We start from the raw sequence: 26,241 nt of genomic DNA, 5'->3' as shown, positions 1-26,241 counted from the left end.
TTTTCAAGAACTATGTTGTTTTTGCCTGCGGTACTCACCGGGTGACATGCCCATCCATCGTCGAAATGCGCGGGTAAAGCTGGCGGTATCGGTGTAGCCCAAGTGAATGGCCAGTTCATCCAGCTTCATGTCGCTGCTGCTGAGTATTTGAGTGGCGGTTTGGCGCCGCTCTTCTTCAATGATTGTTCTAAAACTGCTGCCTTCCTGTTCTAACTTCCGGCGCAAACTGCGCGATGACATGGCGAGCTTGCTGGCGACTTCGTCGAGTGTGGCGACCAGCCCCAACGAACCCAGCACTTGTTGTCGCACCATGCCTGTCAGGCCGCTGGTCTGTCGTTGGTCAAGCTGAAAGCGACACTGGTCGTCCAACATGCGCACGAGCCGAGGGCTAAAAGTAGGGAGGGGCTGGTCTGCCGCTTCGGCGGAAACCAGCATGGCGGTGCGGTTGCTGTGGAAGCGCGGTAGTACGCCCATGGTGTCAGCGATAAGTTCAGCGTGATCGGGCGGAGGCCCCTGAAATTCGGCTGCGCAGATGCTCAGGCCAGACAGGCTGAGTTCTTTCAGCAGATTTATTCCGGTGGCCAGGTCCCGTTCCAGCAGGAATTGGCGCAAATGCGGGGGGATGGGTTCCGGGTCCAGCCCAATCCCAAAGCGGCCATCCTCCTCAAACGTGTACATGCGGCAGTAGGCGGTGCTCAAAGGCAAGTAACGCAGCGCCGTGTTGGCTGCATCTCGCAGGGTTCGGCTGGTGCGTAAGGCAAATCCCCACACACCGAACGTCGCCACGTTGTATTGCAGCCCCAGCTTGAACCCCAGCGCAGGCTCGTCCGGGAGTGCATGAATCAAGTTCTCGATCAGGCGGATTTCCTGATCCCGGGTAATCAGAGCTTCCCCGTCCTGTAATTCGTCTCGGGTGATTGATGTGCCATCCAGACAAACATCTGTCGCGATACCATGGCTGGCGGCAAAGTTGATCATGACCTGACTGATGGCAATCGGGTGAAGCGTGGATTGTTGTTTTAGCATGGGCGAAGTTTAGCGGTTTCGGTGATTGCATGGTACTTGGCCTAAAGAGCCCCGCGATTGGCCGTAGATGTCCTTGGGCAATGGGTCTTGGGCGACTAACCTGCTTAGGTGATCGAATTCTAAGCATGAGACCGGAGCTATGTTGCACAATAAGAAGAATCCAAACCGCGAGGCGGTTGAGTTCGCCAAACTCTATCTGGGCGAGATGGCCTGGCCAACGGTAGTGCTGGTGGTGTTGGTGCTAACAGGTTACGTGGCGGGTTTATGGTTGTTTGCCATGGGCTGGCTGAGCCCGCTAGTGACAGTGCTGGTGTTGGCAATGCTGACGTACATGTCGTATACACCGGTGCATGAGGCCGTGCATGGCAATGTTCATGGCAAGCACGAGAACTTGCGCTGGCTTAATGACGCTTGCGGCTACTTGATGGCGCCGCTGATTGCGACTCCGTATGCCTCCCATCGACTGGAGCATATGACTCACCATCGATACACCAATCAGCCAGACAAAGATCCGGATTTCTTGATTAGTGGTATGGGTAAAGGGCCTCTTGGCGCTGTGATCACCGTGTTCAAGTTTCTTTGGCTGCAGAATACGTTTTTTGCCCGTACTCATTGGCATAAAGCCAGCACCAAAGAACGGGTTGTTTATTGTACGGAAATCGCCGTATCGCTGGGCTGGCGCGTAGCCTTTGTCATGCTGACGGACGTGGCCTATGCCGGGTGGGTACTTTTTTCGAGTTACTTTATTGGCGGCTTTTTCACCGCGTATTGGTTCGCATATCGGCCGCACATCCCCTATAGGGACTCTGCTCGTTATCGCAACACCAATAGCTTGATCATGCCTGTCTGGATGAAGCCGTTGGGCTGGTTCTGGTTAGGGCAGAACTTACACTCCATTCACCATCTGTTCCCGCGCGTACCGTTTTATCGTTACCAAGCTCTGCATGATGATATCGAACCGATTTTGCGTGAGCAGGGTACACCGATTGTGGGGATATTCAGCCGTAAGCCAATCGGTAAGTCGGGGGCTGCCAGTAAAAAGCGCTGACACTACGAGGACAATCCGTTGTGCTCGTAGTGAGAAGCCAAACTATTGGTAAATGGTGCCGGCCTGTATTTAATCAGGGAACATGGCACTGTAAATGTTACTGAGCAAAGCACCATCAAGCAGTGAGAATAGGGGGCTCTCTAGCGTGGCAACGCCAGCCCACTGCTGGTTCCAGCTGCCTGAGCAGCCCCAGGAGATCAATAGGCCGTTGCTACGGTCGTAATCAAGGCACTTATGGCTGGCTTCGTTACGCAGTTGCAGTAACTCTGCATTGTAGGCCCAGCGCTGGTCGGCTCGGTCATCGCGACAAAGTGATAGCCCGATGCGGTTATTAACCGGCGTTAAGCACTGCCACGGCGCGTCGGCCGTGTGGATGCGCCCTCTCAAATCTCTAATCCAGTGGCTGGAATCGTCGATGTTATTTGGAAGTTCGGTTAGAGCAACGTATTGGTCATCTTCGAGGTGACTGTCGAAATAACGGCCATTTCCCCTGATCACATCACCCGTTGGCAGCAAGTCGTCAACCGGCTCAATCAATTCGTGTTCAGTCAGCGCTTGAAGCAGGTGCTCCCGTGTTTTCTGGGTAGACCAATGGTCGCGCTTCGCTTTGCCAAGAAGGGCTGCAATCTGGCGAGCCGCGGCCTGCTGTGTTTGCATTTTTTGCAATAGGCCCCATGCCGCTTCTGGCAGATGGCGCTCGAGTTCTTTCGTGCTGTAGCTGGCCACTTTAATCGCCAGCGCATCACCCAGAATGTTGAACTGGGTTGGATCCATCGCATCCAGAGCTTGCTCAATGTCCGCCATGTCTCGCTCGCGCATTTGCTGGTATTCCGTGCCTTGGCCAACGATGGCAACAGGTGGTAGCTCGGGGATTTTCCCGTTGAATGCAGTTTCCTCAAGCATCTGTTCCGTGCCATCCCGGCGGCAATGCAGGCTGGCTTTTGTTGGCCGGAAGTCAGCGTGCAGGTTGAAGTGGAATTGGTTAATGCTGCCCGAGTGGTGCCGGGAGGCTGCAATCTGGACGCGTTTTTGATCCCCTGCATGGTTATTGACCGTAATCCAGCATAGATCGCCTAGGGAATTGAAATCAGGCTCGGGAAGGTTGAACAGGTTGCCGTAGTTGCCGTGGAACACAGGATAGATCACAGCCGCGGTGCCATCCGGATCATAGCCCCCTAAAATCGTTGCAACAGGCACACCGGTGCGCACCGGTGCGGGGTGTTGACTCGGATAATCCTGATATTGCCCGGTCGCCGCATCCCATTTTTTGTAGCCGCTCGGATAGCGCTCATCGGGAACCGGAAATCTCGCGATGTCATGCTGGATGAGCCTGGCGGAATAGCCGGTGTAGTGGGTGTAAACAGAGAATGGCCCACCGTCAGAGCCTCCGGACATGGCATCGGTTTTGAAATTGTAGTTGCCGTCTTCATTCAGCCCGAACAGGTTGGCGCGCATGCGGTTACGGTGGGCAATATAGCCCCAGCCGCTATCGGCGTGGTGGACTGCCCAGCGGCCATCCTCCGTCAGACCTTTGCCAGGGTAGTGGCCAAGGCCGTAGGCGTGCCCCCATTCGTGGCTGGCCTCGTTACCCCAAGAATGATAGAGCGTGCCGATGCCATTGCCACCGCTGAGGCCGTGGTCAACACGGCCGTTGGTATACATGCCCCAGGCGTGATGGTTGGTGATCTGTTTGAAAACGTGGGGATGGCCTTGGTTCATGTGGTTGCTGGTATAACCGAAGTTGGCCATGTTGATGCCCACACTGACCTGAGATTTGGCGACGTTTTCCCGCATATCACCAGAATAGACACCGCCTTCAACGGCGCTGGCACCGTCAATGTCTTTATCGTAGATAACCCCAGACCGAATGATCACCCGGTCGAGTACCGCATCGGCGTAACTGCCCATGACCAATCTTGAAGCGGGTAGTGTCTGGAAATAATCCGTTGCCGCCATGACTGGGTCGCGAAGGCTGTAGTGCCCGTCAACGTGCGTGGTGCCTGTTAGCATGCCCAAGCGAATACTTTGGAGCACAAGTTGCGAGGCTTCGCCGATCTCTATCTCAGAGGCAGGTAAATACCCGAATGTGCGAGATCCAGCGTCCTTATTGGCGACAAACCGCAAAGATAAACCGTTGCGTACGGCATCCCACGGTAGTCGCGCGGACCAGGCTTGTTTGGAATATTGGATGCCGTTGGTACCGGTCACATCAGACTTGGGAAGTGCATTAGGGTGCGCCATCGGCAAGGTCATCAGTGGCTCGCCGTTAACGCTGACTTCCACATGCAACGTTGTTGGCTTTTTATCACTCGACGGAATGAAGAGTAGAAGGGCATCCCGAAGAGCGGTGAGTTTGGGCATATACCGGCTTTGAGTTTCATCGGCGGGGTTGCGTTCAAAATTACCGGCAGGTGCCACCGAATGGGACTGTACGAACTGGACTTCACCAGCCAGTGCGCCGCCAGACAGATCATTTCTAAATGCTCGAGGTTCCCCCTCAAAGTTGGTCGAGTAGAAATCCAATGCCGGTTGTTCAAGAAACGCCTCGGCGTGTTCTACCACGATCGCACCTTTTAGAATCAGGCGGCGGGAGTTGCTGGAGACGGTAACGGAAATGGGGGTTTCAGCGGATGCATCCTCGGGCCCGGGAGTGCCAGAAATAAGGCCGGTTTCAGAGTCAATGGTGGCCCAGCCAGGCAAAGTTTCGGCGCTGTATTTCAGGTTTCCGGCGAGTGCGCCGTGCTCCAGCTGATACTGATAGGCGAGGGTGGTGATGGCATCTGGGGCGACGAGAGAGCCCTGAGACTCGATGGGTGTTTTCGTGGGGGTGCCTCCGTCTTCGCTGGATGAGCTGCCGCCACAACCTGCAAGCAGCAGGCCGGTTAACCCGAGTACAGTCATTCTCTCGATTAACATCTTGAATCCCTAAGAGTCAATTTTTGATTTAACGTGGTTTAACAGAGGGATGGGATTGTGCGCTGTTATCTATGGGGCCAAACATATGGTTTGTAGCGGAAGTGTAATTATGTGAGCGGAGTCAACAGAGAGTTGAGATATGGGTCCGTGTTTGTCGATAGGCTTCGTCTAGTGTTCCCTTTTTAGCGAGTGGTTCAATGTCTCCAGGCTAACGGGGCGACTGAAATAAAAACCTTGGAAGTAGTCGCAGCCCATCGCAGCTAGCAGTGTGTGCTGCTGGAGTGTTTCTATTCCTTCAGCCACGACCTGCATCTTAAGTTTATGGGCCATTGTTATTATGGTTTCAATAATGATCCATTCGTTACCGTTTGCGCGATCGTCTGCCAGTCGAACAAAAGATTTATCAATTTTCACCTCGTCAAAGGGCAATCTGGACAGGTACGCCATTGATGAGTAACCCGTTCCGAAATCATCCATAGAGATTCGAACGCCATGGGCTCTCAGGGCCGTCATCTTTAACAGTGCATCATCCAGATCATCGAGTACCATTGATTCTGTGACCTCTATGCACAGACCGTTCGGCGAAGCCTTCGATTGCTGTAGTGTCTCCACGATACTGTCAACGAAGTCGGGCCGGTGAAACTGTTTTGAACTTACGTTAACCGAGACACGCATATGTTGCGTTTCCGGTTCACTCTGCCAAAGCGCGAGCTGGTGACAGGCGGTGCTAAGAACCCATTGTCCGAGCGGAATAATCAGCCCGTTACTTTCGGCAATCGGAATGAAATCTGACGGAGAGATGGCACCTTGTTCCGGGTGATGCCAGCGGAGCAAAGCTTCCACACCCTCGCATCGGCCATCAGGGCCAATTTGTTTTTGGTAAGCCAGCGAGAGTTCTTCGCGTTCTATGGCGTGCCTCAACTCACTTTCGAGGCGAAATCGTTTTGCGAGAATGGATTGAACATGGGGGTCGTGAAATCGAATGACGCCCCGCCCTGCAGACTTGGCCTCGTACATTGCCGTATCTGCTCGTCTGAGGAGTTCCTCCTGAGACTGCCCGGTCCCTTTAAACAGCGCAATGCCAATACTCGCTTCGCACTTATACTGGTGGTTTTTCAAATCAATCGGTTTGTTAAAAACCTTTAAAAGGTTCTCCGCCATGTGGTTTGCATTTTGGGTTGCGGCATCTTCTGATGTACCAAGATCATTGATGATCACCACGAATTCATCACCGCCGAGGCGCGCAACGGTATCTGTTTCGCGAAAATTCTGAGCTATGATGCCTGCTAAGCTTTGGAGCAGTGTGTCCCCGAACGAGTGCCCCAAAGTATCGTTGAGACTTTTGAAATCATCCAGATCCATATAGAGAAGCGCACCATATTCTTGATGCCTGGCCGATGCCGCGAGTGCCTGCCTCATTCGATCCGTAAATAGCCTTCGATTGGGCAAACCCGTCAGCTCGTCGTAGAAAGCCAATTGATGAATGCGCGCCTCGGCCAGTTTTTTATCACTCACATCCGTCATGAACCCGCTCCAGATGATGCTTCCATCATCTTGGCGCTCCGGAATAGAGTTACCTCTTAGCCAACGTTCACCATCATCCAGACATACGCGATATTCATGGCTCCAGACACTCATGTTCTGAGCGGAATTCTGAATTGACGCCATGAGTCCTTTCATGTCATCCGGGTGAACGAGTTGAAAAATTCGGTCGGCGCTGTCTTTAACATCGTCCGGGTCAACGCCGTGAAGAGTCCGGATAGCATCGCTGGCGTAGGGCACGCGCATGCCGCCATCTGTATCTAATTGAAACTGGTAGACAGCTCCCGGTAAACGCGACACCAATCTTTGAAAACGGTTTTCCAGCTGCCGGGCTTCGTGCTCCGTTTGTTCGGCCCAATTTTCGGATGCGAGAATCCGGGAGCGAAAGACAACAGTAATCGTAGAGACCGCTAAAATAAAAATACTCGCGATGACGGCAAGTGTAGCGATCACCGTGTCATCAATTACGTAATTTGGCATAGGGGGCATCGGCCCCTCTTGCGGCAGGAATATCGTCGCGGCCATCGCGACGTAATGAAGGCTGGAGATTGCGAGCCCCATTAGGGAAGCAATGGTCAGTTTGATATAGATTTTAAGTTTTCCAGTTTGGAAGCGGTCTTGCAGAGTCGTAAAAGCGCGTGGGACAGTCAGCGCTAAACTGGCGATGATGAAAGCACTCAGAATAGAAAGTGCAAAGAAACCCGGCTGATAGAGCATTTTTGCGTCTACTAACATGCCGCCCATGCCGACGTAATGCATGACTCCTATGCCAAATCCCAGCAATGCGCCTCCGCGCACGATGGTGAATCCGCTTGGCTTTTCTTCTTTCAGCACCTTCAGGGCAACGTATCCTGAAAAAATAGCGGGAAAAATGGATGCTGCCGTTGTCAGGGGCTCAAAATACACGTCTATTGGTAGTTGGAAGGCAACCATTCCGAGAAAATGCATGGTCCACACACCGATACCCATCGCGACCGATCCGGTGATATGCCAGCGTTGAGCAACCGAAGAGGTACTCGTGGCACGCATCAAATCGACATGGCTGACGCTCGCAAAGGCAGCGAAAATCGCGATAAGCACCGAGAGCGTCACGAGCGTGAGAGAATAGTGGCCAGTGATCGCCAAATCGGCAGGGGTGCTTGCGTTCGAAAATTGCAGGTGAAGCATAGGGCAATCATTTTTTAAGAGTTATTCGCCACTATAAAACAGTTGTCCCTTCGCGTATCCCAAGAATGTACGAAAAGTACATTTTTTCCGAATGGCATTTTTGGGAGCTAGGCGCGTTAATAAGAATTTTAGAATTCAGATGTTACGGTGCAATCTGGAAAGCGCGAAGTTCTCAATGCAAGCAGCCGTTTGTTGGCTGCACGGCCGTTATGATTGAGCAACCACGGCCATTAGCTTGATAGGAGTGAAGTCTTACCATCATCCATACGATCGCGGTCATTCACTTAACGTTATATTCGGCCGCCAGACCCCAGCGTTAACAACAATGACAAAAAGGTGTATGCGGTGAAAATATGGACGGTGTTGTTGGTTGCTATTGTGCTAGCAGGTTGCGGTGGCTCGGAGACGGAAAATGTTGACGGCGCTATCGATAACGACGGTGATTCAACGGCCTTTGACGGCCGCCCGGCTGAAGAGAGTCCAACCCTTCGAGCTCTTTCACCTACAGTACCTTCCAATCTTGATACACGCTGTGACGATGCGGTAGCCGTTGGCGCCGTATGGGAGGATTGCGAGGCTACAAATTATGCGAAAACCCTCGAGGCCCCGACGGAGCAGGTGTCGATTCCTTTCCTGAGTCGATTTATGGAGCAATCACTCTTCAATCTGGAGGGGCTTGTCGAGCGGGCGGTTATAGATCCTTCCTGGTTTTTGTCGCTTTCTCTCGATGGGCCTCGCACACCTCTTTCTTTATCGGTTAATACGCCGCTCACGCCACTTTGTGCCACTTACGGCTTGCCTTGCACGGGTGACCCATACCGTTATCCCGAAGCTGACGGGCCAGATGGAAAAGACTTTTATGAAACAGAGGCGGATGTCACCGAGGTGGTGTTTTATGATCGCGAGTGCGCACGGCTGACTGGTAAATTGTGGGTTCCCAAGCAAGCAACGTCAGACAGTAAGGTTCCAACCATTGTCATTACCAATGGTTCGGTTCAGGCCCCGCAAACAGCCTACAGCTGGGCTGCACAGGCATTGGTGAGGGCCGGGTATGGAGTGTTTACCTACGACCCTCGGGGCCAAGGTCAGTCGGACCTGTATACACCCATGCTTGAACAGGGCAGCAACCTGAACCCGAATGTATTTTGGGAAGGCCAGGTCGATGCCATTGATTTTTTCCGGTCCACGCCCGAAACACTATATCCGCATGCAGCTTCGTGTGAGGGCACGCAGCCAACGCCGGTATTTGATCATAACCCGGAATGGTCACGCCTGGATCGCTCACGCCTTGGTATCGCTGGCCACTCTCTGGGTGCGATTGGTGTGTCGGTAGTGCAAGGCTATGGCGCGCCGGGTGCAGAGCCTTGGCCGGGGCTAATCGATGAGGAAAACCCGGTTGATGTGGTTGTCGCCTGGGATAGTTTGATAACGCCAGAAGGCGAGGGGTTGACCACGGCTTCGCACCTGCAACTGCCCGCTCCGCTTTACGACATCATGATGCTGGCTATTACCCAGGGCTCGCTTCCGGGTTTTGCCCCCCGTGTGCCCTCGATGTCTTTCTTTGCCGATTACGGCTTCGCTCCCGTGCCCTATTTAGTGCCGCCCGACCCCGAGGGTGGAAAGGTGGCGTTCAATGCGTGGCATGCGGCCGGAGTTCCGGTTTACACACTGGGATTTCAGGGTACTACTCACTTCGATTATTCACTGTTGCCACTATTCCCCGCCACATCCTGGTGTCCTGACGTGTCGAATGGCGCCTGTGCCGGCGGGTGGGGCCGTCCATCGATCACCCATTACACCGTGGCTTGGTTTGACCGTTGGTTAAAGCAGGCAGGCGAAGTTGGGTATGACGATGCCGATATGAGGCTGATTGATGATGCCCGTGTGGGAGCGGCTGACCGGATGAGTTTTCACTACCATTCTGCTCGCTCGTTTCCAGACCGCTTTGGTGGTCTGCAACATTGCGAAAGCATTCGTAGTGGGTGTGCTGAAAAATGACCTGAAGCATATTGATAGGTCCGCCCAACTGCTGGGCGGACCTACGTTTGAGGTAGATGAATGCTCAGCCACAAAGCTGTCGTGATCTGTAAATCTACCCAGTGGCCCGAAATCGATAAATACGTCGCCTGCGGCAAAACACTGGCGGATAACCTCAACGTCTTTGGTATCGCAAGCGTTCAGATAACGATGCTTCAGCTCGCGTTGCATCCCTGTAGGGAAAAAATAGCTTGTCGTGATGGAAACAGATGCAATAAATGGGTAGGTTTGAATGCTTAGAAGGAATTTTCCAATAAGAGCCAAGACGTTATTTGAGAGGGTTAATGGCCACCAATCGTTTTCGCATCGCCGGGTTACCCGACGACGAGCCTCACCGTCTTCGTGAACTGATCAAGCTTGGGGTGCTGGACTCCCCCCCGGAACGTCATTTTGAAGACTTGGTCGAGCTGGCCTCACAGATCTGTGATAAACCGATCGCACTGGTGTCTTTGGTGGATCGGGATCGGCAGTGGTTTAAGGCGGCCAAGGGCGTTTCGTTCGAGCAAACGGGGCGGGACGAATCATTTTGTGCTCATGCTATTCTGGATGCCGGTATTCTGGAAGTGCTTGATACGCATGCTGATAAGCGTTTCGCTGAAAACCCGTTGGTCATTGGTGAGCCGAATATTCGGTACTATGCTGGGGCACCGCTGGTTGGTCGCTCCGGATTCGCGTACGGCACTTTGTGTGTGCTGGATACCTCGCCGAACCCTCCTCTTACGAAAGAACAGAGGGCTGGCCTGGAGCGCCTTGCTCGATTAACCGTTGATCGTCTTGAGGACTTGACCTACAAGCAACAGGCGGATGCTAATTCGAGAATCTTGTCGACCCTGCTCGATTCAATGCCAGACGCAGTCGTTTCCTGTGACAGTGAAGGGAATCTCGCAGAGTTTAATCTTGTTGCCAGGCAGTGGCACGGCGTTGATCCGCGATCGTTGCCGCCAGAGCAATGGGCTGAGCACTTTGATTTGTATGGGCCAGATGGCCAAACCTTACTTGCCACTGAACAGATACCGCTCCTGCGAGCATGGCGCGGAGAACAGGTTCACAATGCGGAGCTGGTGATCCGGGCAAAGGGACAGCTGCCAAGAGTGGTTCTCTGTAATGGCCAGCACCTTGCGGATGCTCTCGGTCGGCCATTTGGTGCGGTTGTGACCATGAGCGACATCACCGAGCTAAGGCATGCCTACAGCGACTTACATAAAACCCGTGCCTATCTTCAGTCTGTGATCGATGCGTCTGTGAGCGTTGCCATTATTGCAACCGATATCAGCGGCTGCATCTCGCTCTTTAACCCAGGGGCAGAAACGCTGCTTGGATATCGCGCCGGCGAAGTGGTGGGTGTTCATACGCCAGCGTTATTCCATCTCGAATCTGAAGTGACTGCAAGGGGTGCAGACCTGTCGAAAAAGCTTGGTGGGCGGATAGAAGGTTTCGATGTTTTCGTCGCGTCCGCACGGGAAGGCATTCCAGAAACATCAACATGGACGTACGTTCGCAAAGACGGCGAACATCGAACTGTGCAGTTGTCCGTCAGCGCGCTTAAAGATGACGGGAATGAGACGATTGGCTATCTCGGCATAGCGGTTGATGTAACAGAGCAGAGACGGGCGGAACAAGAAGCTAGGCTTGCCAACGAAAGGTTCGGTGAAGCGTTCAACTCTGCGGCCCAGGGTATGGCCTTGGTATCCCTGGAGGGGCGTTGGATGGATGTGAATGACGCCATAACCAAGTTGTTTGGCTATTCGCGCGAGGAATTATTAGCGACCGATTTTCAGACTCTGACCCACTCGGAAGATTTGGACTCGGATCTCGCGTTGCTGCACGATTTGCTGGCCGGTCGAATCGATCAATATCAGATGAAAAAACGCTACTACCGGCGTGATGGTTCTGTCATGCACGCCATGCTCTCTGTGGGCTTGGTTCGAGACGAAGACCGACGGCCGCTGCATTTCGTTTCGCAAATTCAAGACGTATCTGTCGAGCACCAAGCGCTGGAGGAGCTGGAGGCAAACGGCGCCTTCCTGCTAAAGCTATTTGATTCCTTGGCAGATGCGGTATTGGTGCTGGATAGTGATACTCGGATTATTGGCCATAATCTGGCCTCCGTGGCACTTTTCGAACTACCCGCCGATGCCACCGGCTCGCCGTTGAGTGCTCGTTTGCCGGAGCTGACTGAACGCTTAGACGGAACATCCGATCATGGCTCAGGGGCGTTGCTTGCCAGATGGAACACATCACTCGTCATTGCGGGTAAGCCGCCCTTGCCACTGGAGCTTAGCCTTACGCAGGTGTTGAGATCTAATGAGCTGGATCAGCGATGGGTGTTGGTCGCCCGGGATTTGTCCGAAAGTCAGCGAAACGAAGTGCTTAAAAATCAGTTTGTGTCGACGGTTAGCCATGAGTTACGCACGCCGCTGACGTCAATTTCAGGGGCCTTGGGCCTGATTGCCGGAGGAGCCTTGGGCGAAATCCCTGAGCGGATCGGTGGGATGCTGAGTATCGCCCAACAGAATACGCAGCGATTGATTCAGTTGGTTAACGATCTGCTGGATCTGAATAAGCTGTCGGCCAACGAGATGAACCTCGACATACAGCGCATTGAGGTTTCGACGATTCTGGAGCAGGCCATGGAACACATGAAGGGTTACGTCATACCTTACGGTGTGCAGCTCAGAATCACCGGCGATACAACCGGGTACGTCAACGCCGACCCAAGTCGGCTCTTACAAGTCTTGTTCAACCTTGTGTCTAACGCCTGTAAGTTCTCACCGCGTGGCGAAACGGTGGAGATCCATTGTGAGCCAAATGCAGAGGATGGAACCTTGATCAGCGTTGTGGATCGTGGCCCGGGGATTCCGGAAGTTTTCCGCAGCCGTATTTTTGAGCGTTTTGCGCAGGCCGATTCCTCTGACAATCGAGTCAAAGGTGGTACCGGCCTGGGGCTTGCGGTCACCAGAGAATTGGTCGAGCGAATGGGTGGCGTGATTGGATTTGAATCGCAGGAAGGTGAAGGTGCTCGCTTCTGGTTCCGATTCCCGCGGGCAGAGGTTCGAATGCCGAAGGAGCCAGGCGCTGCTCGGGTGCTACATGTGGAAGATGATGCCGACCTGGCTGCGGTTGTAAGAGGACAACTGGGCGCAGTAGCGCGAGTTGATCGGGCGGAAACATTGCGCGAAGCACACGAACGACTTCGGCAGGCTTCGTACGACTTGATTCTTCTTGATCTCAAACTAGAGGATGGTGATGGGCTGTCACTCTGGGAAACGGTACATCGCTCTCAGCCTGAAGTGCCCGTTGTCATTCTGTCAGGATACGAGGTGCCACGGGCGATCGCGACGAAGGTTGCGGCTGTAGTACAGAAAGCATCGGTAACGCCGGATGAGCTCGAAACCCGAGTGATGACCTTACTCAAGAATAGAAACAATCAAGCAAACTGAAGAAGGGAAAACCTGCCATTAAAATGGCGCGCCCGAGAGGATTCGAACCTCTGACCTCTGCCTCCGGAGGGCAGCGCTCTATCCAGCTGAGCTACGGGCGCATTCGAAATCGTTGATCACTCATCAATTTCGAGTGCGCAATCTTACGTGTGCACGCGGTTTCTGTCTAGCCCTTGAGCGCAAGTCGCTGCGTCATTGTTGTGGCAGCCGCTGCTCGGGGGTAATACTGACAAGGCTTGTGTCGTTACTGAAGGTCACTTCACCATCCTGAACCGAAACCTGAAGCGTCATCGAACGTTCCGCCAACGCCGCCAGCTCGGTGATTTCTTCCGCTGGCAGTTCGACCACGGTCAGGTTGCCAAATCTCGTTAGCTTGTTATGGTGTTTTTCCCACCACACCGGCACTGCTCGGCCTCCGTAGGTATAAAGTATGACCTGTTGTGAGCGGTTGCAGGCTTTGCGGATGCGGTCTTCGTCGGGCAGGCCCAGCTCTATCCAGAGTTCGATTTCGTCAGACAGGGACTTTTGCCAAAGCTCCGGCTCGTCGTCGCTGCTGAGTCCTTTGGTAAATTCCAACGTGTCGTTGGCATTCAGGGCAAAGGCTAATAGCCGGATCATCATGCGCTCGTCGGTTTCAGACGGGTGGCGCGCGACGGTCAGGTGGTGGTCGTTGTAATAATGCCTGTCCATATCGGCGATATGGAGGGTGGCTTTGAATATGGTGGCTTTCAGTGCCATTGAGAATCCTGTCTGTTAAGTCGGGCAGGGCCGTAGTGTAAAGCAAATTAGAAGAGGCAGTGCATAGCAGTATGGTGATGTTGCGCGGTTTTCTGGTTTTGGTGGTGTTCTTTCTGCTTGGGGAAGCGCTGCGTGTGATGGCTGGGTTGCCGGTTAGTGGCGGTGTGCTCGGCATGATCATGGTGACCTTCACGTTAATGCTCAGGGGTAAGGTCAGTGATGAACTTGCTGAAGCCAGCCGGGGCCTGATCTCGGTGTTGGTGCTTTTGATTACCCCGGGGGTGGTGGGCGTATTTTTTATCGTTGATCAATTCACCGGGTACTGGACCACTGTTGTGGTGGCGTTGGTTGTGGGGACGCTGCTCAGTGTGTTCACTACGCTGTTGTTAATGAAGAACGCGGCAGGCTTGGAAGAAGAAGGTAGTGATTATGACTGAGTCCTCATTGCCAACTAATACATTGACGGTTTTGACCGCTGGGCCGATGTTATCCGTTGCGTTAACGTTGGGCGCTTTCATCGCGGCGCAATGGCTGTTTGCCCATTTCCGAAAACCCTTGTGGATGCCACCGGTACTGATCGCGGCGGTGTTATTGGCCGTGGTGGTGGCAATCTCCGGACTGGGGTTTGAGCGATATTACACCGGGGCCGCCTGGCTGACTGTCTTGCTGGGGCCGACCACTGTGGCCCTGGGGGTCCCGCTTTACCAGCAAATGCACCACATTCGCGCGCTTTGGAAACCCATTGTGATGACGTTGCCGCTCGCGGCCACCCTTGCTGCGGTGTATGCGCTCGGTATTGCCTGGTTGATGGGGGCGACACCGCTGGTTCTGGCTTCGCTGGCACCCAAATCCGTGACCGCACCTATTGCTATGGGGATTGCGGAGCAAGTCGGAGGCTCGGTGTCGCTCACGCTGGGCGCCTTGCTGATTACCGGCGTGTTGGCGTCGTTGTTTGTCGATTGGATGGCGAGGTGGTTGAAGATCAAGGACGACCGGATTATTGGCTTCGCGCTGGGTTTGAATGGCCATGCCATTGGCACCGCAAGAGCGTTTGAAATCAGCCCTATGGCAGGGGCGTTCGCGTCTTTGGGTATGGGCCTGACCGGTGTCTTCACGGCATTGATCCTGCCGTTGATCTGGAGCTTAGGCTAGCTCGATATATTGGTCGGTGCTATTGTTAAGAAAAAACAACTAAACGATGTTGTGCGCGCGGCTTAACGTCAGTGCCGACTAAGGAGCCATTGTCATGGCTGATGCTGCATCCGTCCTGCCGGAATGGTTGGATATGACGTTCATGGGGCATGGCCACTGCTATCTCTGGCGGTCTGACCTCTTAGCTCTTCATGCTATTTCCGATACGCTCATCGCTGCCGCCTATTTCACGATTCCCCTCGCTTTGTACGTGCTGCTTCATAAACGCAAAGACATCGAGTTTGAATGGATGTTTTTGTTGTTCGCCCTGTTCATATTTTGCTGCGGCGTTACCCACCTGATGGCGGTCTATAACATCTGGAATGGGGCGTACTACCTGTCCGGTTTTCTCAAGGCGTTGACGGCCGTGGTCTCTTTGATCACTGCGGCTTTAGTGTGGCCGCTGATCCCGAGGGCGCTGGCCTTGCCTCGCCCGGCCGAGCTGCAAGCTGCTAACCAGGGCTTGGAATCGGAAATCGTCCGCCGAACCGAATCTGAACAGAGCCTTAAAACGGCAAGACGTGAACTGGAGGAGCAGATTGAGGAGTTGACTCGCACCAAACAGCGCTTAGAGCAAGAAATCGAGCAGAGGAGCCGGCTTGAACAGCAGCAGCAGCGTCAAACGCGTGCGCTGGAGCGGTCGAACGAAGACCTTGAACAGTTTGCCTTTATTGCCTCCCATGACCTCCGGGAACCGTTACGGAAACTGATGGCCTTTACCCAGATGCTGATGACCGGCAAATACGGAGAGTTCAATGAAAAAGGTGAGCAGTTTGTCCGCTATATTCGCGAGGCGGCCGAGCGTATGGATGCCTTGCTCAATAGTCTGCTCGGTTACAGTCGCATTAGCGCCAGTGATGACGGCTACGAAGACATGAGTCTGCAGAGGGTTGTCGAGGAGGCCTGCAGAGATTTGCAGCTGCTCATCGACGACACGAATGCGTCTATTCAGTTTGGCGACCTGTGCTGGGTTCACGGAGACCCGGCACAGCTGAGGCCGTTAATGCAGAATCTTATCAGCAATTCTCTGAAATATTGTTTGCCGGATACCCCGCCAGTAATCGAGATAACAACACGTCCAAGTGAGTTGCCTGGTCGTTGTGAGGTGACTGTCACCGACAATGGCATCGGGTTCGACTCCGCTTATAAAGATCAGATCTTCGACGTGTTCAAGCGCTTGCACGGTCGAGGTGAATACGAGGGTACCGGGATGGGGCTGGCCATTTGTCGCAAGATTGTAGAGCGACACGGGGGGGCTATCTCGGCTGAGAGTAATGAGGGCAAGGGCGCGCGGTTTCGTTTTGACTTGCCGCTGGCCACTGAGTCCGGAGGCAGCCTTTGAATCCCGTTCCGATTTTAATGGCAGATGATGACCCCCTCGATCAACTATTGACGAAGGAGGCGTTTGAAGAGGCTGAAGCGGTCAACCCACTTTATTTCGTCGAGAACGGTGTTGAGTTGATGCGTTATCTCAGGCGCGAGCCCCCTTACACCGATGAGGCTGAGTATCCCATGCCCGGTCTCATACTTCTGGACCTGAATATGCCGAAAATGGATGGGCGAGAATGTCTTGCGGAAATCCGGAAAGATCCCAAGCTCAGGTTTCTTCCGGTCATCGTGATGACCACATCCAACAGGGAGGAGGAAGTATTAAACAGTTACCAAATGGGAGCCAATTCCTACATCGCCAAGCCTGTGGATTTCGAAAAGCTGGTGACCCAGGTGAAAGCGTTCAACGCCTATTGGTGTTCAGTTGTGGAGCTGCCTGGTGGTTAACAACAAGAAAACGATTCGGGTGCACATCATCGACGATGACCCCGCCGACTTCCTTATTCTTGACGAGCTGCTTCTTGGCTCAACTCGGTTTCGGTTCGAACTGAGCCATTTTGCCTCGTTTGATGAAGCGCGTCAGGAATTGTTGGCCCCTGAATGCGACGTGTTTTTGGTGGATTACTTTCTGGGTAGGGCTACCGCCGGTGACATCCTGCGGGAAGCCAGAAGAGCCCATTGTGAAGTGCCCATCGTTGTTTTGACGGGAGCGGATTCGCAAACACTGGATGACGAGGTGCTTGAGCTTGGCGCCGCCGATTTTTTGCCCAAGGGTGAGGTCAGTTTGCCTTTGCTGGAACGGACGATCCGCCACGCGATCCGGCACAAAGAGGCTGAACGGGAGCTGCAAAGGTTAGTGAAGCGAGATCCGTTAACAGGGTTGGGCAATCGGCTTCTGTTTGAAGAGATTCTTGAAAGCTCGCTGGCTCGATGTAAGCGTTCTGGCGGCAAACTGGCCGTGCTTTTCCTGGATCTTGATCGTTTCAAGGAGATCAATGATTCGCTCGGACACCCCACGGGTGACTTACTGTTGTTGCTCATATCAGATCGCTTGAAGGCCGTGGTCCGGGAGTCGGATTTCATTGCGCGGATTGGAGGTGATGAATTCACCATCCTTATTGATGAACTGCACAGTGTTGGCGATGCCTTGGCAGTCGCGCAGAAGATCGTACGAGCTCTCGCGCACCCCTCTCCGGTCGGAGGGCATGAACTAAACATAACGGCCAGTATCGGTGTGGCCCTGTATCCAGAAAACGGCGATACGCCCATCAAGCTGATGCAAAAAGCTGACATTGCGCTTTATGAGGCGAAACGAAAGGGTGTAAGCAAAATCCAGTGCTTCACCTCGAACTTGCAGACCCAGCTGGAGAGGCACCTTTACCTCGAAAAAGGGTTGCGGTATGCACTTGAACACGACCAGTTTGAACTGGTTCTCCAGCCCCAGTGGAGGATGGATAATCAGGGATTGATCGGTTTCGAAGCACTGTTGCGCTGGCATTTCGGTGCGGACGGGATGATATCGCCCTTTGAGTTTATTCCGGTTGCCGAGAAAACAGGCTTGATTGTGCCCGTCGGTGAGTGGGTGGTCTCCAAAGTTTGCGAGTACCTGCGTGAGTGGAAGCAGCTGGGGATCTCGGATTGCCGGATCGCCCTCAATGTGTCGCCACTGCAGTTGAAGTCGGGCAAGTTTGTTGAGGCTCTGGAGTCCATGGCATTGGCGCACGGTGTGGCGCTGGATCAGTTTGAGGTAGAAGTCACCGAGGAAAGTTTGCTGGATGGTGTTGAGGAACATGGTCGTGTTTCAAACGAGCTGGTTCGTTTGCGCGAACTGGGGGTCAAAATAGCCATTGATGACTTCGGAACCGGGTATTCGTCTCTGCGGTACCTTCGGCAATTCCCCGCCGATATCGTCAAAATCGACAAAAGCTTTGTGTCTGAAGGTTCGGTTGAATTGAAGGAACCTGAAATTTGCACCGCTATTGTGACGATGGCTAGGTCCCTAGGTATGGACGTGATTGCTGAAGGGGTTGAAACGACGGAGCAGTTTTCCTCGCTTCGTGAAATAGGGTGTTCGCTGGGCCAGGGATACCTCGTATCCATGCCCTTGAGTTTTAAAGAAGCCAGTGATTGGGCCTTGCGGGGGCGAACAGACTGCAAGACACAGTGACTGTAGCGGCAGCAGGTTAGGGAGAGACGATGCTGTATCCACGACGAGTTGGTTTGAACGTATGGCTGATTGCCGCGCACAAAGAAGGTCAGGATCTTGAAGAAGCGCTGCGGATGAACGCCTTGGGTCACAACCTGACGGTGTTGGCTAGCGAAGCAGAGTTTGACGCGTGCGCGGCTGATCTGGAGGTGGATTCGGAGGCCTTTCCTCATCTGGTGATGTATCTGATCAGCGAGAATGCGTCCAACGCTGCGGATTGGGTCCTGAATATGAAGGCTTCCGCGAAGTTCCGGCACGTGCCGCTTATTGTGTTCTACGCGGAACCTGCAAAGTTGGATCTCACCAGCCTCTACGCACAAGGCGCCGCTTCGGTGATTCGTGTTCCGGTTCGCTTTCAGGGACTGGTTGAGGTTATGCGGGTCATTGAGGCCTATTGGTTCAAGGTGGTGTTAACACGTTGAACTGCGAACGCACCGAAAGCGCCCTCGCCTCTCCATTTTGACAGAACCCTGACTAATAATTTCTATTGATGTAATGTACTTTGCCAGCTAGTTTTGAGCTTAGACGTCGAATGCATATACAGCATCGATGCACCCAAAATTCTTATAATAGCGATGGGATACGCGATGAAAAAATTATTGGCAGCTTTGGTAGGTTCGATGGCACTGGTTGCTGCGCCGGTAGCTTTGTCCGCTGAGGCAACGAAAGAACTTAAAGTAGCGTACGATTCTGACCCGGTCACTCTGGATATCCACGAGCAACTGTCTGGCGGTATTCTGCAGTTGTCTCACATGACCTTTGATCCGCTAATCCGCTGGACCAAGGATCTTGGTTTTGAGCCCCGTCTGGCGGAAAGCTGGGAGCGTGTGGATGAAAACACCATGCGGTTCACACTGCGCAAAGGGGTGAAATTCCACTCCGGTAACGAGTTCACCTCGGCTGATGTGAAGTTCACCTATGACCGTCTGAAAGAAAGCCAGGACTTCAAGGCCATCTTCAAGCCGTTCAGTGGCATCAAGGTCATTGATGATTACACCTTCGAACTAATGACCGCTGAGCCATACCCACTGTTGCTGAACACCGCGACCTACATCTTCCCGCTGGACAGCAAGTTCTATAGCGGCCAGACCGAAGACGGCAAGGACAAAGGTGCCATCCTCAAACACGGCAATTCCTTCGCCTCTGAGAATCTCTCTGGCACCGGACCCTATACGGTGGCTGATCGTCGCCAAGGTGTGCGAGTCGAGTTCGAACGGTTTGATAACTACTGGGACACCGAGTCGCCGGGTAATGTTGGCAAAATCGTGCTGACTCCGATCAAAGAAAACGCGACCCGCGTGTCAGCATTGTTGTCAGGCGGCGTGGATTTCATCGCACCGGTGCCACCGAATGATCTGGACCGCATCAAGCGCGATCGTAACAGCGAACTGGTGACCATGAGCGGTACCCGGATCATCCTGTTCCACATGAACCAAGAGCGAGTTGAAGCCTTCAAGAACCCGAAGGTGCGCCAAGCCATTGCGTATGCCATCAACCAGGAAGGCATTGCCGCCAAGATCATGAAGGGCTTTGCCACGCCAGCAGCACAGATGTCGCCAGCCGGTTATCAGGGCCACAACGAAAACCTGAAACCGCGGTTTGATGTGGCGAAAGCCAAGCAGCTGATGAAAGAGGCGGGTTACGAAGACGGATTCACCATCACGATGATGGCGCCGAATAACCGCTACGTGAACGATGACAAGATCGCGCAGGCGGCTGCGGCGATGTTGGCTCGGATCAACATCAAAGTGGATCTGAAAACCTTGCCGAAAGCTCAGTACTGGCCGGAGTACGATAACCGCGCAGCAGACATGATGCTGATTGGTTGGCATGCGGACACTGAGGATTCTGCGAACTTCTTCGAGTTCCTGACCTTCTGCCCGGATTCTGACTCTGGCGCTGGCCAGTACAACGCAGGCAACTACTGCAACCCGGAAATCGATGCGCTGGTTCAAAAAGCCAACGTTGAGACCGATCTTGACAAGCGTGCAGCCATGTTGCAAGAGGTTGAGCAGCGCTTGTACGATGACGCCGCTTTTGTACCCTTGCACTGGCAGGATCTGGCATGGGCGGCTAAAAAAGGCGTCGACATCGCACCTGTACTCAACGTGATGAACTTCCCGTACTTGGGTGATCTTGTCGTTGAATAACAGGCACTAGTTCCTGCCCCCAAACCCCTCTCCCGCAATGGGGGAGGGGTAAACTAGTACTCACCAACGGTAAAATCTTCATGCTAGCTTTCTTAGTTCAGCGGATATCCCAGGCGTTGCTGGTTATGTTTGTCATCAGTGTGATCGCCTTTGCCATACAGGATGGCCTCGGGGACCCGCTTCAGGAAATGGTGGGCATGTCCGTTTCTGAAGAGGAGCGGGAAGCCATTCGAGAAGAATTGGGGTTGAACGATCCCTTTCTGGTTCAGTATTTTCGGTTCGCCGGAAAAGCCATTCAGGGCGATCTCGGCAACTCTTATTTTTACAGCAAGCCGGCGCTGGAAGTGATTGGAGAGCACCTGCCCGCCACGCTCGAGCTGGTGGTCGGTGCCAGTTTAATCATTATCTTTTTATCGGTTCCGATTGGCGTCTATTCGGCTATCCGGCCACAAGCATGGCTGTCTAAATTTTTTATGGGTGTGAGCACGGTGGGTATCTCCATACCGGTCTTCCTCACGGCCATTGTATTGATTCAGTTGTTCTCCATCGGTGTCACCGTGAACTGGTTCCCGAGCGACACCGGGTGGGGGCAATGGATGAATGAGTTTCTGACTACCGAAGGCGGACTGCCTTCCTACGGCCGTGGCGATGATCTTGTTCACTTGTTTGGCACTTGGGAGTCGGGGCTGTTCACCCGCGAAGGCTTGGCGCACCTGTTGCTGCCCTGTATCTCGCTGGCTTCGATCATGCTGCCGCTGTTTATTCGCCTGATTCGCGCGGAAATGATGGAAGTGTTGCAGAGCGACTACATTCGTTTTGCTCGGGCCAAAGGTTTGAGTGCCGGTCGCATTAACTTCCTCCATGCTTTGAAGAACACCATGCTGCCGGTCATTACCGTTGGCGGTGTGCAAATTGGCATCATGGTGGCCTACACGATTCTGACCGAGACGGTGTTCCAGTGGCCCGGATTAGGGTTGATGTTCCTGGAAGCCATCACTCGAAGTGACATCCCGCTGATTGTGGCTTACCTGATGGTGGTAGGTCTGATCTTTGTGATTACCAACACACTGGTGGATTTGATCTACGGACTGGTCAACCCCACCGTCAAACTGGCAGGTAAGAAAGCATGACAACGGCAACGGTTTCCCGCTGGGACCGCTTCCGCGAGTCCTTTTTCTGGTACAGCTTCAAGCGCGACAAAGTGGCCATTCTCAGCTTTATTGTCTTGTTGCTGATGGTGCTGGCAGCGGTGTTTGCGCCGATGCTGGCGCCCGCTGATCCCTACGATCTGGCACAGATCGATATCATGAATTCCGAGTTGCCGCCGGCTGGGCTGGATGGCGCCGACCCGGCTTTCCCGTTAGGTACTGATGCCCAAGGGCGTGATCTGCTCTCGACCATTCTGTACGGCACCCGGGTGTCGTTGCTGATCGGTTTCGGCGCCGTGTTGCTGCAATCGATTCTCGGTGTGCTGTTCGGCCTGATGGCCGGCTATCTGGGAGGCAAAGTAGACGCCGTGCTGATGCGTATTGCCGATGTGCAGTTGTCCTTCTCTACACTGATGGTCGCCATCATTGTGGGCGCGGTTTTTAAAGCCAGTTTTGGCAACCTGATGTTCGGGGAAATTGCCATCTACATGCTGATCTTCATCATCGGTGTGGCCGAGTGGCCACAGATCGCCCGTACCGTGCGCGCCTCAGTGCTGGCGGAGAAGAAGAAAGAGTATGTCGATGCGGCCAAGGTGATGGGTTTTGGTACACCGCGCATTATGTTCCGCCATATCCTGCCTAATACGTTGTCGCCGATTTTTGTCATTGGGACTGTGCAGATCGCCAACGCCATCATTTCCGAAGCAGCATTGTCGTTTCTCGGCTTGGGGATGCCGGAAACCCAGCCGTCATTGGGTTCCTTGATCAAATCCGGTTTTGATTACATTCAGAGCGGCTCTTGGTGGATTACGTTGATCCCGGGGTTAGTGCTGGTGGTGCTCGTACTGGTCATCAATCTGTTGGGTGACTGGTTGCGGGATGTGATGAACCCACGGCTGTATAAGGGGTAACGCCATGGCACTGTTGGAAGTAAAAAATCTGGATGTACGTTTTGCGGTGCGTGGTGGTGATTTAACAGCCTTGCGCGGCATCAGTTTCAGCCTGGATAAAGGGGAGCGCCTCGGGTTGGTGGGGGAGTCAGGTGCCGGTAAGTCGGTGGCGGCTTTCTCGATTCTGAACCTGATCGCCAAGCCGGGATACATTGCTGGTGGCCAGATCCTGTTTGAAGGTAAAGACCTTGCTGCGATGAGCGAGCGAGAATTGCGCAAGATTCGGGGCAATCGCATTGCGATGATTTTTCAGGATCCGATGATGACCCTGAATCCGGTGCTGACCATTGGCACCCAAATGGTTGAGGCCATTCTGGCGCACCGGAAAATCAGTAAAAAAGAAGCCCGGGCCATTGCCTTGGATCGGCTTCAGAAAGTGCAGATTCCTTCACCGGAAAAACGGCTGGATCAATACCCCCATGAGTTGTCCGGCGGCATGCGCCAGCGGGTGATCATTGCTATCGCCCTGTTGCTGGACCCGGAAGTGATCATCGCCGATGAGCCAACCACCGCTTTGGATGTCACCATTCAGGCCGAAATCATGGATTTGCTGCTCAACCTGTGTGAGCAGGAAAACGTTGCGCTGATGCTGATTACCCATGACCTGGGTGTGGTGTCTCAGGTGACCCAGCGGATGCTGGTGATGTACTCCGGCCGTATCATTGAACAGGGGCCGACTCGAGACATCATCGACAACGCTCAGCACCCATACACGGTTGGCTTGATCAATGCCTTGCCGCAAATGGGCGAACCGGGTGCAAGGCTGTTTCAGATTCCCGGCTCTATGCCGTCTCTGAAAAACGTCCCCACCGGTTGCCCGTTCCACCCCCGTTGCGACTATGCGACCGATCAGTGTCGGCAGGCTATGCCGGACTATGTACATGCGGGAAATGTGGATGTGGCGTGTTTCGAAGTCAGCAAACGGATGGAACAGGAGAAACACATGCAGGAGGAGCGCACATGACCTCCCCCTTGGTTGAAATTCGCGGCCTGGAAAAACAGTTCGATCTGTCCGGTAGTCTGCTCGAGCAAATCACTTTCAAAGACGGTCGCTTCCAGCGTAAACAGGAGGCGGTTCACGCCATTAACGGCGTCGATCTGCAGGTGCAGAAAGGAGAAGCCCTGTGTGTGGTGGGTGAATCCGGTTGCGGTAAATCGACGGTGGCCCGCACCGTGATGGGGCTGTTATCTCCCACCGCTGGCGAGATCCATTACGACGGCAAGCGCATTGATAACCTGAAAGGACGTGATGCACTGCCGTATCGCCGCAAAATGCAAATGATCTTCCAGAACCCCTATGCGTCGTTGAACCCGCGCATGACTATTCAGCAAACTCTGGAAGAACCGGTTCGCTTTCACCAGCCGGATCTGTCCCAGAGTGACGTGCGCGCCAAAGTTCAGGAAGTCATGCAGTCGGTCGGGATTGATCCGGATTGGGGTAGCCGGTTCGGTCACGAATTCTCCGGCGGTCAGCGCCAGCGTATCGCTATTGCCCGCGCGCTTGCCGTAGATCCTGAGTTCATCGTGGCCGATGAGCCCATCTCGGCGTTGGATGTGTCCATTCAGGCGCAGGTGCTCAACCTGATGATGGAAGCTCAGGAAACCCGTAACCTGACCTATCTGTTCATCACCCACGACTTGGCGGTGGTTGAGCACTTTGGTACTCGGGTGGCGGTGATGTATCTGGGCCGGGTGTGTGAGCTGGCGGATACCAAAACCTTGTTCGCCAATCCTCGCCACCCCTACACGCAGGCGCTGTTGTCTGCCATTCCCAAGCTGGAAGATGAGCGGCCCAATTACATTCGCCTGCAGGGAGAAGTGCCAACGCCGGTGAACTTGCCTTCGGGGTGCGTTTTCCACGGCCGTTGCCCGCACGCCAACGAACGCTGCCGTACGGAAGTACCGAAGCTGATCGCCACCGACGCCAACGTGCAGGTTGCCTGCCACGGGGTGGAAGAAGGGCGGCTGTAACGAGACACATTTTTTGGGAGTCGACATGTCCGAGAGCGAACGGTTGGCGTTGCAGGTAGAGCACGTGAAAGCGTTGCAGGGCCGTTACGAAGAAGCGATGGTTGCGCAGGGTTATGACGGGCTGCTGATCAGCTCCGGCGCGGCGCCGATGCAATACGGTGACGATCAGGGCTGGACCTTCCAAGGCTATGGCCCGTTCTTGCACTGGACCGGGTTGGCCGGTTTTGAGCACGCCTGGTTGCTGATACGGCCGGGGCATAAGCCGTTGTTGTCGTTGTATCAACCGGTGGATTTCTGGCACGCGACTCTGGAACTGACTCCTGAACCTTGGCACCAAGAGTTTCAGTTGGTGTTTAGTGAAAGTCGTGAGGCACCTGAGTTTGACGGAGTAAACCAGTTAGCGGTTATTGGTGACCCGAGCCTGCTGACCGGCGTGCCCGGCAGCCACAACCCAGAGCCTCTGTGCGCTGCACTGGATGAAACCCGGGTGCACAAAACCGCCTATGAAATAGCCTGTTTGGCGAAGGCCAACGTGTTGGCAGTGGCCGGCCATCGCGCTGCACGCGATGCATTTTTGGCGGGCGCCAGCGAGTTTGATATTAATTTGGCCTACCAGCAGGCAACCCGGCAGCGGGAGGCTCAAGCCCCGTATCACAGCATTATCGGTGTCAACGAACACGCCGGTACGCTGCATTATCAGTACTACGACACCGCAACCCCGCCAAAATCACGCAGTCTGCTGATTGATGCCGGTGTGCGCTACCGGGGTTATTGCTCCGATATCACCCGCACCACGGCCGGGGTGGGAGAAGGGCGCTTTTCCGCTCTGTTGCAAGGTCTTGAACAGCTGCAGTTCCGGCTGTGTGACATGGTGGCTCCAGGGGTGGAGTACGTCGACATCCACCGCAGAACCCATCAAGGGCTGGCTGCGCTGTTGAGTGCGGCCGGGCTGGTCTCGGGGCTGGATGAAGAAGAAATGGTGGCAGAGGGGATCACGCGTGCGTTTTTCCCACATGGTATCGGTCATTTTCTCGGTGTTCAGGTACACGATGTAGCCGGTAAACCCGTACCGCCCCCCTCCGATGCACCGTTTCTGCGCCTGACTCGAACTCTGGAGCCGGGCATGGTCGTAACCATCGAGCCGGGGCTGTACTTCATACCGTCGCTGCTCGAACCATTGTTGACTGGCCCTCTCGGGCATCACCTGAACCGCGAGCTGCTGGATGAATTGCAAGGCTGTGGCGGTATCCGGATTGAAGACAACGTGGTGGTGACGGATACGGGGAATCGCAATCTGACTCGCGAAGCTGAATCGTAATCCCGCGGTTGCACAAAAATAACGCAACCGGGGTTGCAATCGGGGATGTTAATGACAATAATTA

The 26,241-nt window shown here is 54.1% G+C and carries 19 protein-coding genes, 1 tRNA gene and 1 pseudogene; 15 read left to right on the top strand and 6 right to left on the bottom strand.

Annotated elements, in window-relative coordinates; genetic code table 11:
* Positions 1 to 3: 3 nt before the first annotated feature.
* A complete protein-coding gene (locus tag ACNQ6O_RS12550) occupies positions 4 to 1,026 on the bottom strand; it encodes an AraC family transcriptional regulator (protein WP_418053567.1) in 1,023 nt (340 codons plus the stop codon).
* A 139-nt stretch (positions 1,027 to 1,165) separates the two neighbouring features.
* On the opposite strand from ACNQ6O_RS12550, the gene ACNQ6O_RS12545 reads away from it, so the two are divergent.
* Positions 1,166 to 2,074 (top strand): fatty acid desaturase family protein, encoded by a 909-nt coding sequence (locus tag ACNQ6O_RS12545; RefSeq protein ID WP_418053566.1) that lies wholly within the window; start codon positions 1,166 to 1,168, stop codon positions 2,072 to 2,074.
* 69 nt (positions 2,075 to 2,143) lie between these two features.
* Here the strand turns inward: ACNQ6O_RS12545 and ACNQ6O_RS12540 are convergent, their stop codons facing one another.
* Both ACNQ6O_RS12540 and ACNQ6O_RS12535 read right to left on the bottom strand, forming a co-directional pair.
* Positions 2,144 to 4,990, bottom strand: coding sequence for a M66 family metalloprotease (locus ACNQ6O_RS12540; RefSeq protein ID WP_418053565.1), 2,847 nt, complete (start codon positions 4,988 to 4,990; stop codon positions 2,144 to 2,146).
* 168 nt (positions 4,991 to 5,158) lie between these two features.
* Entirely contained in the window at positions 5,159 to 7,699 is a 2,541-nt protein-coding gene (locus tag ACNQ6O_RS12535; RefSeq protein ID WP_418053564.1) for an EAL domain-containing protein, read from the bottom strand.
* 345 nt (positions 7,700 to 8,044) lie between these two features.
* Here ACNQ6O_RS12535 and ACNQ6O_RS12530 point away from each other — a divergent pair, with 345 nt between their 5' ends.
* Positions 8,045 to 9,697: an alpha/beta hydrolase family protein gene (locus ACNQ6O_RS12530; protein WP_418053563.1), complete on the top strand. Its 1,653-nt coding sequence runs from the start codon at positions 8,045 to 8,047 to the stop codon at positions 9,695 to 9,697.
* Between the two features lie 60 nt (positions 9,698 to 9,757).
* On the opposite strand, the pseudogene ACNQ6O_RS12525 reads toward ACNQ6O_RS12530, so the two are convergent.
* Positions 9,758 to 9,907, bottom strand: a pseudogene (locus ACNQ6O_RS12525) (nuclear transport factor 2 family protein); the annotation flags it as partial.
* A gap of 113 nt (positions 9,908 to 10,020) precedes the next feature.
* On the opposite strand from ACNQ6O_RS12525, the gene ACNQ6O_RS12520 reads away from it, so the two are divergent.
* A complete protein-coding gene (locus ACNQ6O_RS12520) occupies positions 10,021 to 13,176 on the top strand; it encodes a PAS domain S-box protein (RefSeq protein WP_418053562.1) in 3,156 nt (1,051 codons plus the stop codon).
* A gap of 24 nt (positions 13,177 to 13,200) precedes the next feature.
* On the opposite strand, the gene ACNQ6O_RS12515 is transcribed toward ACNQ6O_RS12520, so the two are convergent.
* Positions 13,201 to 13,277, bottom strand: a tRNA-Arg gene (locus ACNQ6O_RS12515).
* A gap of 91 nt (positions 13,278 to 13,368) precedes the next feature.
* A complete protein-coding gene (locus ACNQ6O_RS12510; RefSeq protein WP_418053561.1) occupies positions 13,369 to 13,914 on the bottom strand; it encodes a YaeQ family protein in 546 nt (181 codons plus the stop codon).
* A 71-nt stretch (positions 13,915 to 13,985) separates the two neighbouring features.
* On the opposite strand from ACNQ6O_RS12510, the gene ACNQ6O_RS12505 reads away from it, so the two are divergent.
* The 12 genes from ACNQ6O_RS12505 to pepQ all read left to right on the top strand — a co-directional run bounded on the left by ACNQ6O_RS12505 (position 13,986) and on the right by pepQ (position 26,177).
* Positions 13,986 to 14,351: a CidA/LrgA family protein gene (locus ACNQ6O_RS12505; protein WP_418053845.1), complete on the top strand. Its 366-nt coding sequence runs from the start codon at positions 13,986 to 13,988 to the stop codon at positions 14,349 to 14,351.
* Positions 14,344 to 15,066: an LrgB family protein gene (locus tag ACNQ6O_RS12500; RefSeq protein ID WP_418053560.1), complete on the top strand. Its 723-nt coding sequence runs from the start codon at positions 14,344 to 14,346 to the stop codon at positions 15,064 to 15,066. The genes ACNQ6O_RS12505 and ACNQ6O_RS12500 overlap by 8 nt, the downstream gene beginning before the upstream one ends.
* A 94-nt stretch (positions 15,067 to 15,160) precedes the next feature.
* Positions 15,161 to 16,447 (top strand): sensor histidine kinase, encoded by a 1,287-nt coding sequence (locus ACNQ6O_RS12495; RefSeq protein WP_418053559.1) that lies wholly within the window; start codon positions 15,161 to 15,163, stop codon positions 16,445 to 16,447.
* Entirely contained in the window at positions 16,444 to 16,881 is a 438-nt protein-coding gene (locus ACNQ6O_RS12490; RefSeq protein ID WP_418053558.1) for a response regulator, read from the top strand. Before ACNQ6O_RS12495 ends, ACNQ6O_RS12490 begins: the two co-directional genes overlap by 4 nt.
* Positions 16,874 to 18,601, top strand: coding sequence for a putative bifunctional diguanylate cyclase/phosphodiesterase (locus ACNQ6O_RS12485; protein WP_418053557.1), 1,728 nt, complete (start codon positions 16,874 to 16,876; stop codon positions 18,599 to 18,601). The genes ACNQ6O_RS12490 and ACNQ6O_RS12485 overlap by 8 nt, the downstream gene beginning before the upstream one ends.
* Before the next feature lie 29 nt (positions 18,602 to 18,630).
* Positions 18,631 to 19,062, top strand: a complete 432-nt coding sequence (locus tag ACNQ6O_RS12480) for a hypothetical protein (protein WP_418053556.1) — start codon at positions 18,631 to 18,633, stop codon at positions 19,060 to 19,062.
* A gap of 165 nt (positions 19,063 to 19,227) precedes the next feature.
* Positions 19,228 to 20,790 carry an ABC transporter substrate-binding protein gene (locus ACNQ6O_RS12475; RefSeq protein WP_418053555.1) on the top strand — a complete coding sequence of 521 codons (1,563 nt, stop codon included), beginning with the start codon at positions 19,228 to 19,230 and terminating at the stop codon, positions 20,788 to 20,790.
* An 80-nt stretch (positions 20,791 to 20,870) separates the two neighbouring features.
* Positions 20,871 to 21,920, top strand: coding sequence for an ABC transporter permease (locus tag ACNQ6O_RS12470; protein ID WP_418053554.1), 1,050 nt, complete (start codon positions 20,871 to 20,873; stop codon positions 21,918 to 21,920).
* Positions 21,917 to 22,849, top strand: coding sequence for an ABC transporter permease (locus ACNQ6O_RS12465; protein ID WP_418053553.1), 933 nt, complete (start codon positions 21,917 to 21,919; stop codon positions 22,847 to 22,849). Before ACNQ6O_RS12470 ends, ACNQ6O_RS12465 begins: the two co-directional genes overlap by 4 nt.
* A 4-nt stretch (positions 22,850 to 22,853) precedes the next feature.
* Positions 22,854 to 23,852, top strand: coding sequence for an ABC transporter ATP-binding protein (locus tag ACNQ6O_RS12460; protein WP_418053552.1), 999 nt, complete (start codon positions 22,854 to 22,856; stop codon positions 23,850 to 23,852).
* Positions 23,849 to 24,859, top strand: coding sequence for an ABC transporter ATP-binding protein (locus ACNQ6O_RS12455; protein ID WP_418053551.1), 1,011 nt, complete (start codon positions 23,849 to 23,851; stop codon positions 24,857 to 24,859). Before ACNQ6O_RS12460 ends, ACNQ6O_RS12455 begins: the two co-directional genes overlap by 4 nt.
* Positions 24,860 to 24,884: 25 nt before the next feature.
* Positions 24,885 to 26,177 carry a Xaa-Pro dipeptidase gene (gene pepQ / locus ACNQ6O_RS12450; RefSeq protein WP_418053550.1) on the top strand — a complete coding sequence of 431 codons (1,293 nt, stop codon included), beginning with the start codon at positions 24,885 to 24,887 and terminating at the stop codon, positions 26,175 to 26,177.
* Positions 26,178 to 26,241 lie beyond the last annotated feature (64 nt).

It is taken from the genome of Marinobacter sp. SBS5, from assembly GCF_048285575.1.
GTDB lineage: Bacteria > Pseudomonadota > Gammaproteobacteria > Pseudomonadales > Oleiphilaceae > Marinobacter.
Note: the sequence above shows the minus strand (reverse complement) of the source record. Positions and strands in the feature narration are given on the sequence as shown.

What these genes read in the sequence shown, in the direction of transcription:
- ACNQ6O_RS12550 (WP_418053567.1), bottom strand. Translation starts at nt 1,026, where the DNA reads ATGCTAAAACAACAATCCACGCTTCACCCGATTGCCATCAGTCAGGTC.
- ACNQ6O_RS12545 (WP_418053566.1), top strand. Translation starts at nt 1,166, where the DNA reads ATGTTGCACAATAAGAAGAATCCAAACCGCGAGGCGGTTGAGTTCGCC.
- ACNQ6O_RS12540 (WP_418053565.1), bottom strand. Translation starts at nt 4,990, where the DNA reads ATGTTAATCGAGAGAATGACTGTACTCGGGTTAACCGGCCTGCTGCTT.
- ACNQ6O_RS12535 (WP_418053564.1), bottom strand. Translation starts at nt 7,699, where the DNA reads ATGCTTCACCTGCAATTTTCGAACGCAAGCACCCCTGCCGATTTGGCG.
- ACNQ6O_RS12520 (WP_418053562.1), top strand. Translation starts at nt 10,021, where the DNA reads ATGGCCACCAATCGTTTTCGCATCGCCGGGTTACCCGACGACGAGCCT.
- ACNQ6O_RS12510 (WP_418053561.1), bottom strand. Translation starts at nt 13,914, where the DNA reads ATGGCACTGAAAGCCACCATATTCAAAGCCACCCTCCATATCGCCGAT.
- ACNQ6O_RS12505 (WP_418053845.1), top strand. Translation starts at nt 13,986, where the DNA reads ATGGTGATGTTGCGCGGTTTTCTGGTTTTGGTGGTGTTCTTTCTGCTT.
- ACNQ6O_RS12500 (WP_418053560.1), top strand. Translation starts at nt 14,344, where the DNA reads ATGACTGAGTCCTCATTGCCAACTAATACATTGACGGTTTTGACCGCT.
- ACNQ6O_RS12495 (WP_418053559.1), top strand. Translation starts at nt 15,161, where the DNA reads ATGGCTGATGCTGCATCCGTCCTGCCGGAATGGTTGGATATGACGTTC.
- ACNQ6O_RS12480 (WP_418053556.1), top strand. Translation starts at nt 18,631, where the DNA reads ATGCTGTATCCACGACGAGTTGGTTTGAACGTATGGCTGATTGCCGCG.
- ACNQ6O_RS12475 (WP_418053555.1), top strand. Translation starts at nt 19,228, where the DNA reads ATGAAAAAATTATTGGCAGCTTTGGTAGGTTCGATGGCACTGGTTGCT.
- ACNQ6O_RS12470 (WP_418053554.1), top strand. Translation starts at nt 20,871, where the DNA reads ATGCTAGCTTTCTTAGTTCAGCGGATATCCCAGGCGTTGCTGGTTATG.
- ACNQ6O_RS12465 (WP_418053553.1), top strand. Translation starts at nt 21,917, where the DNA reads ATGACAACGGCAACGGTTTCCCGCTGGGACCGCTTCCGCGAGTCCTTT.
- ACNQ6O_RS12460 (WP_418053552.1), top strand. Translation starts at nt 22,854, where the DNA reads ATGGCACTGTTGGAAGTAAAAAATCTGGATGTACGTTTTGCGGTGCGT.
- ACNQ6O_RS12455 (WP_418053551.1), top strand. Translation starts at nt 23,849, where the DNA reads ATGACCTCCCCCTTGGTTGAAATTCGCGGCCTGGAAAAACAGTTCGAT.
- pepQ (WP_418053550.1), top strand. Translation starts at nt 24,885, where the DNA reads ATGTCCGAGAGCGAACGGTTGGCGTTGCAGGTAGAGCACGTGAAAGCG.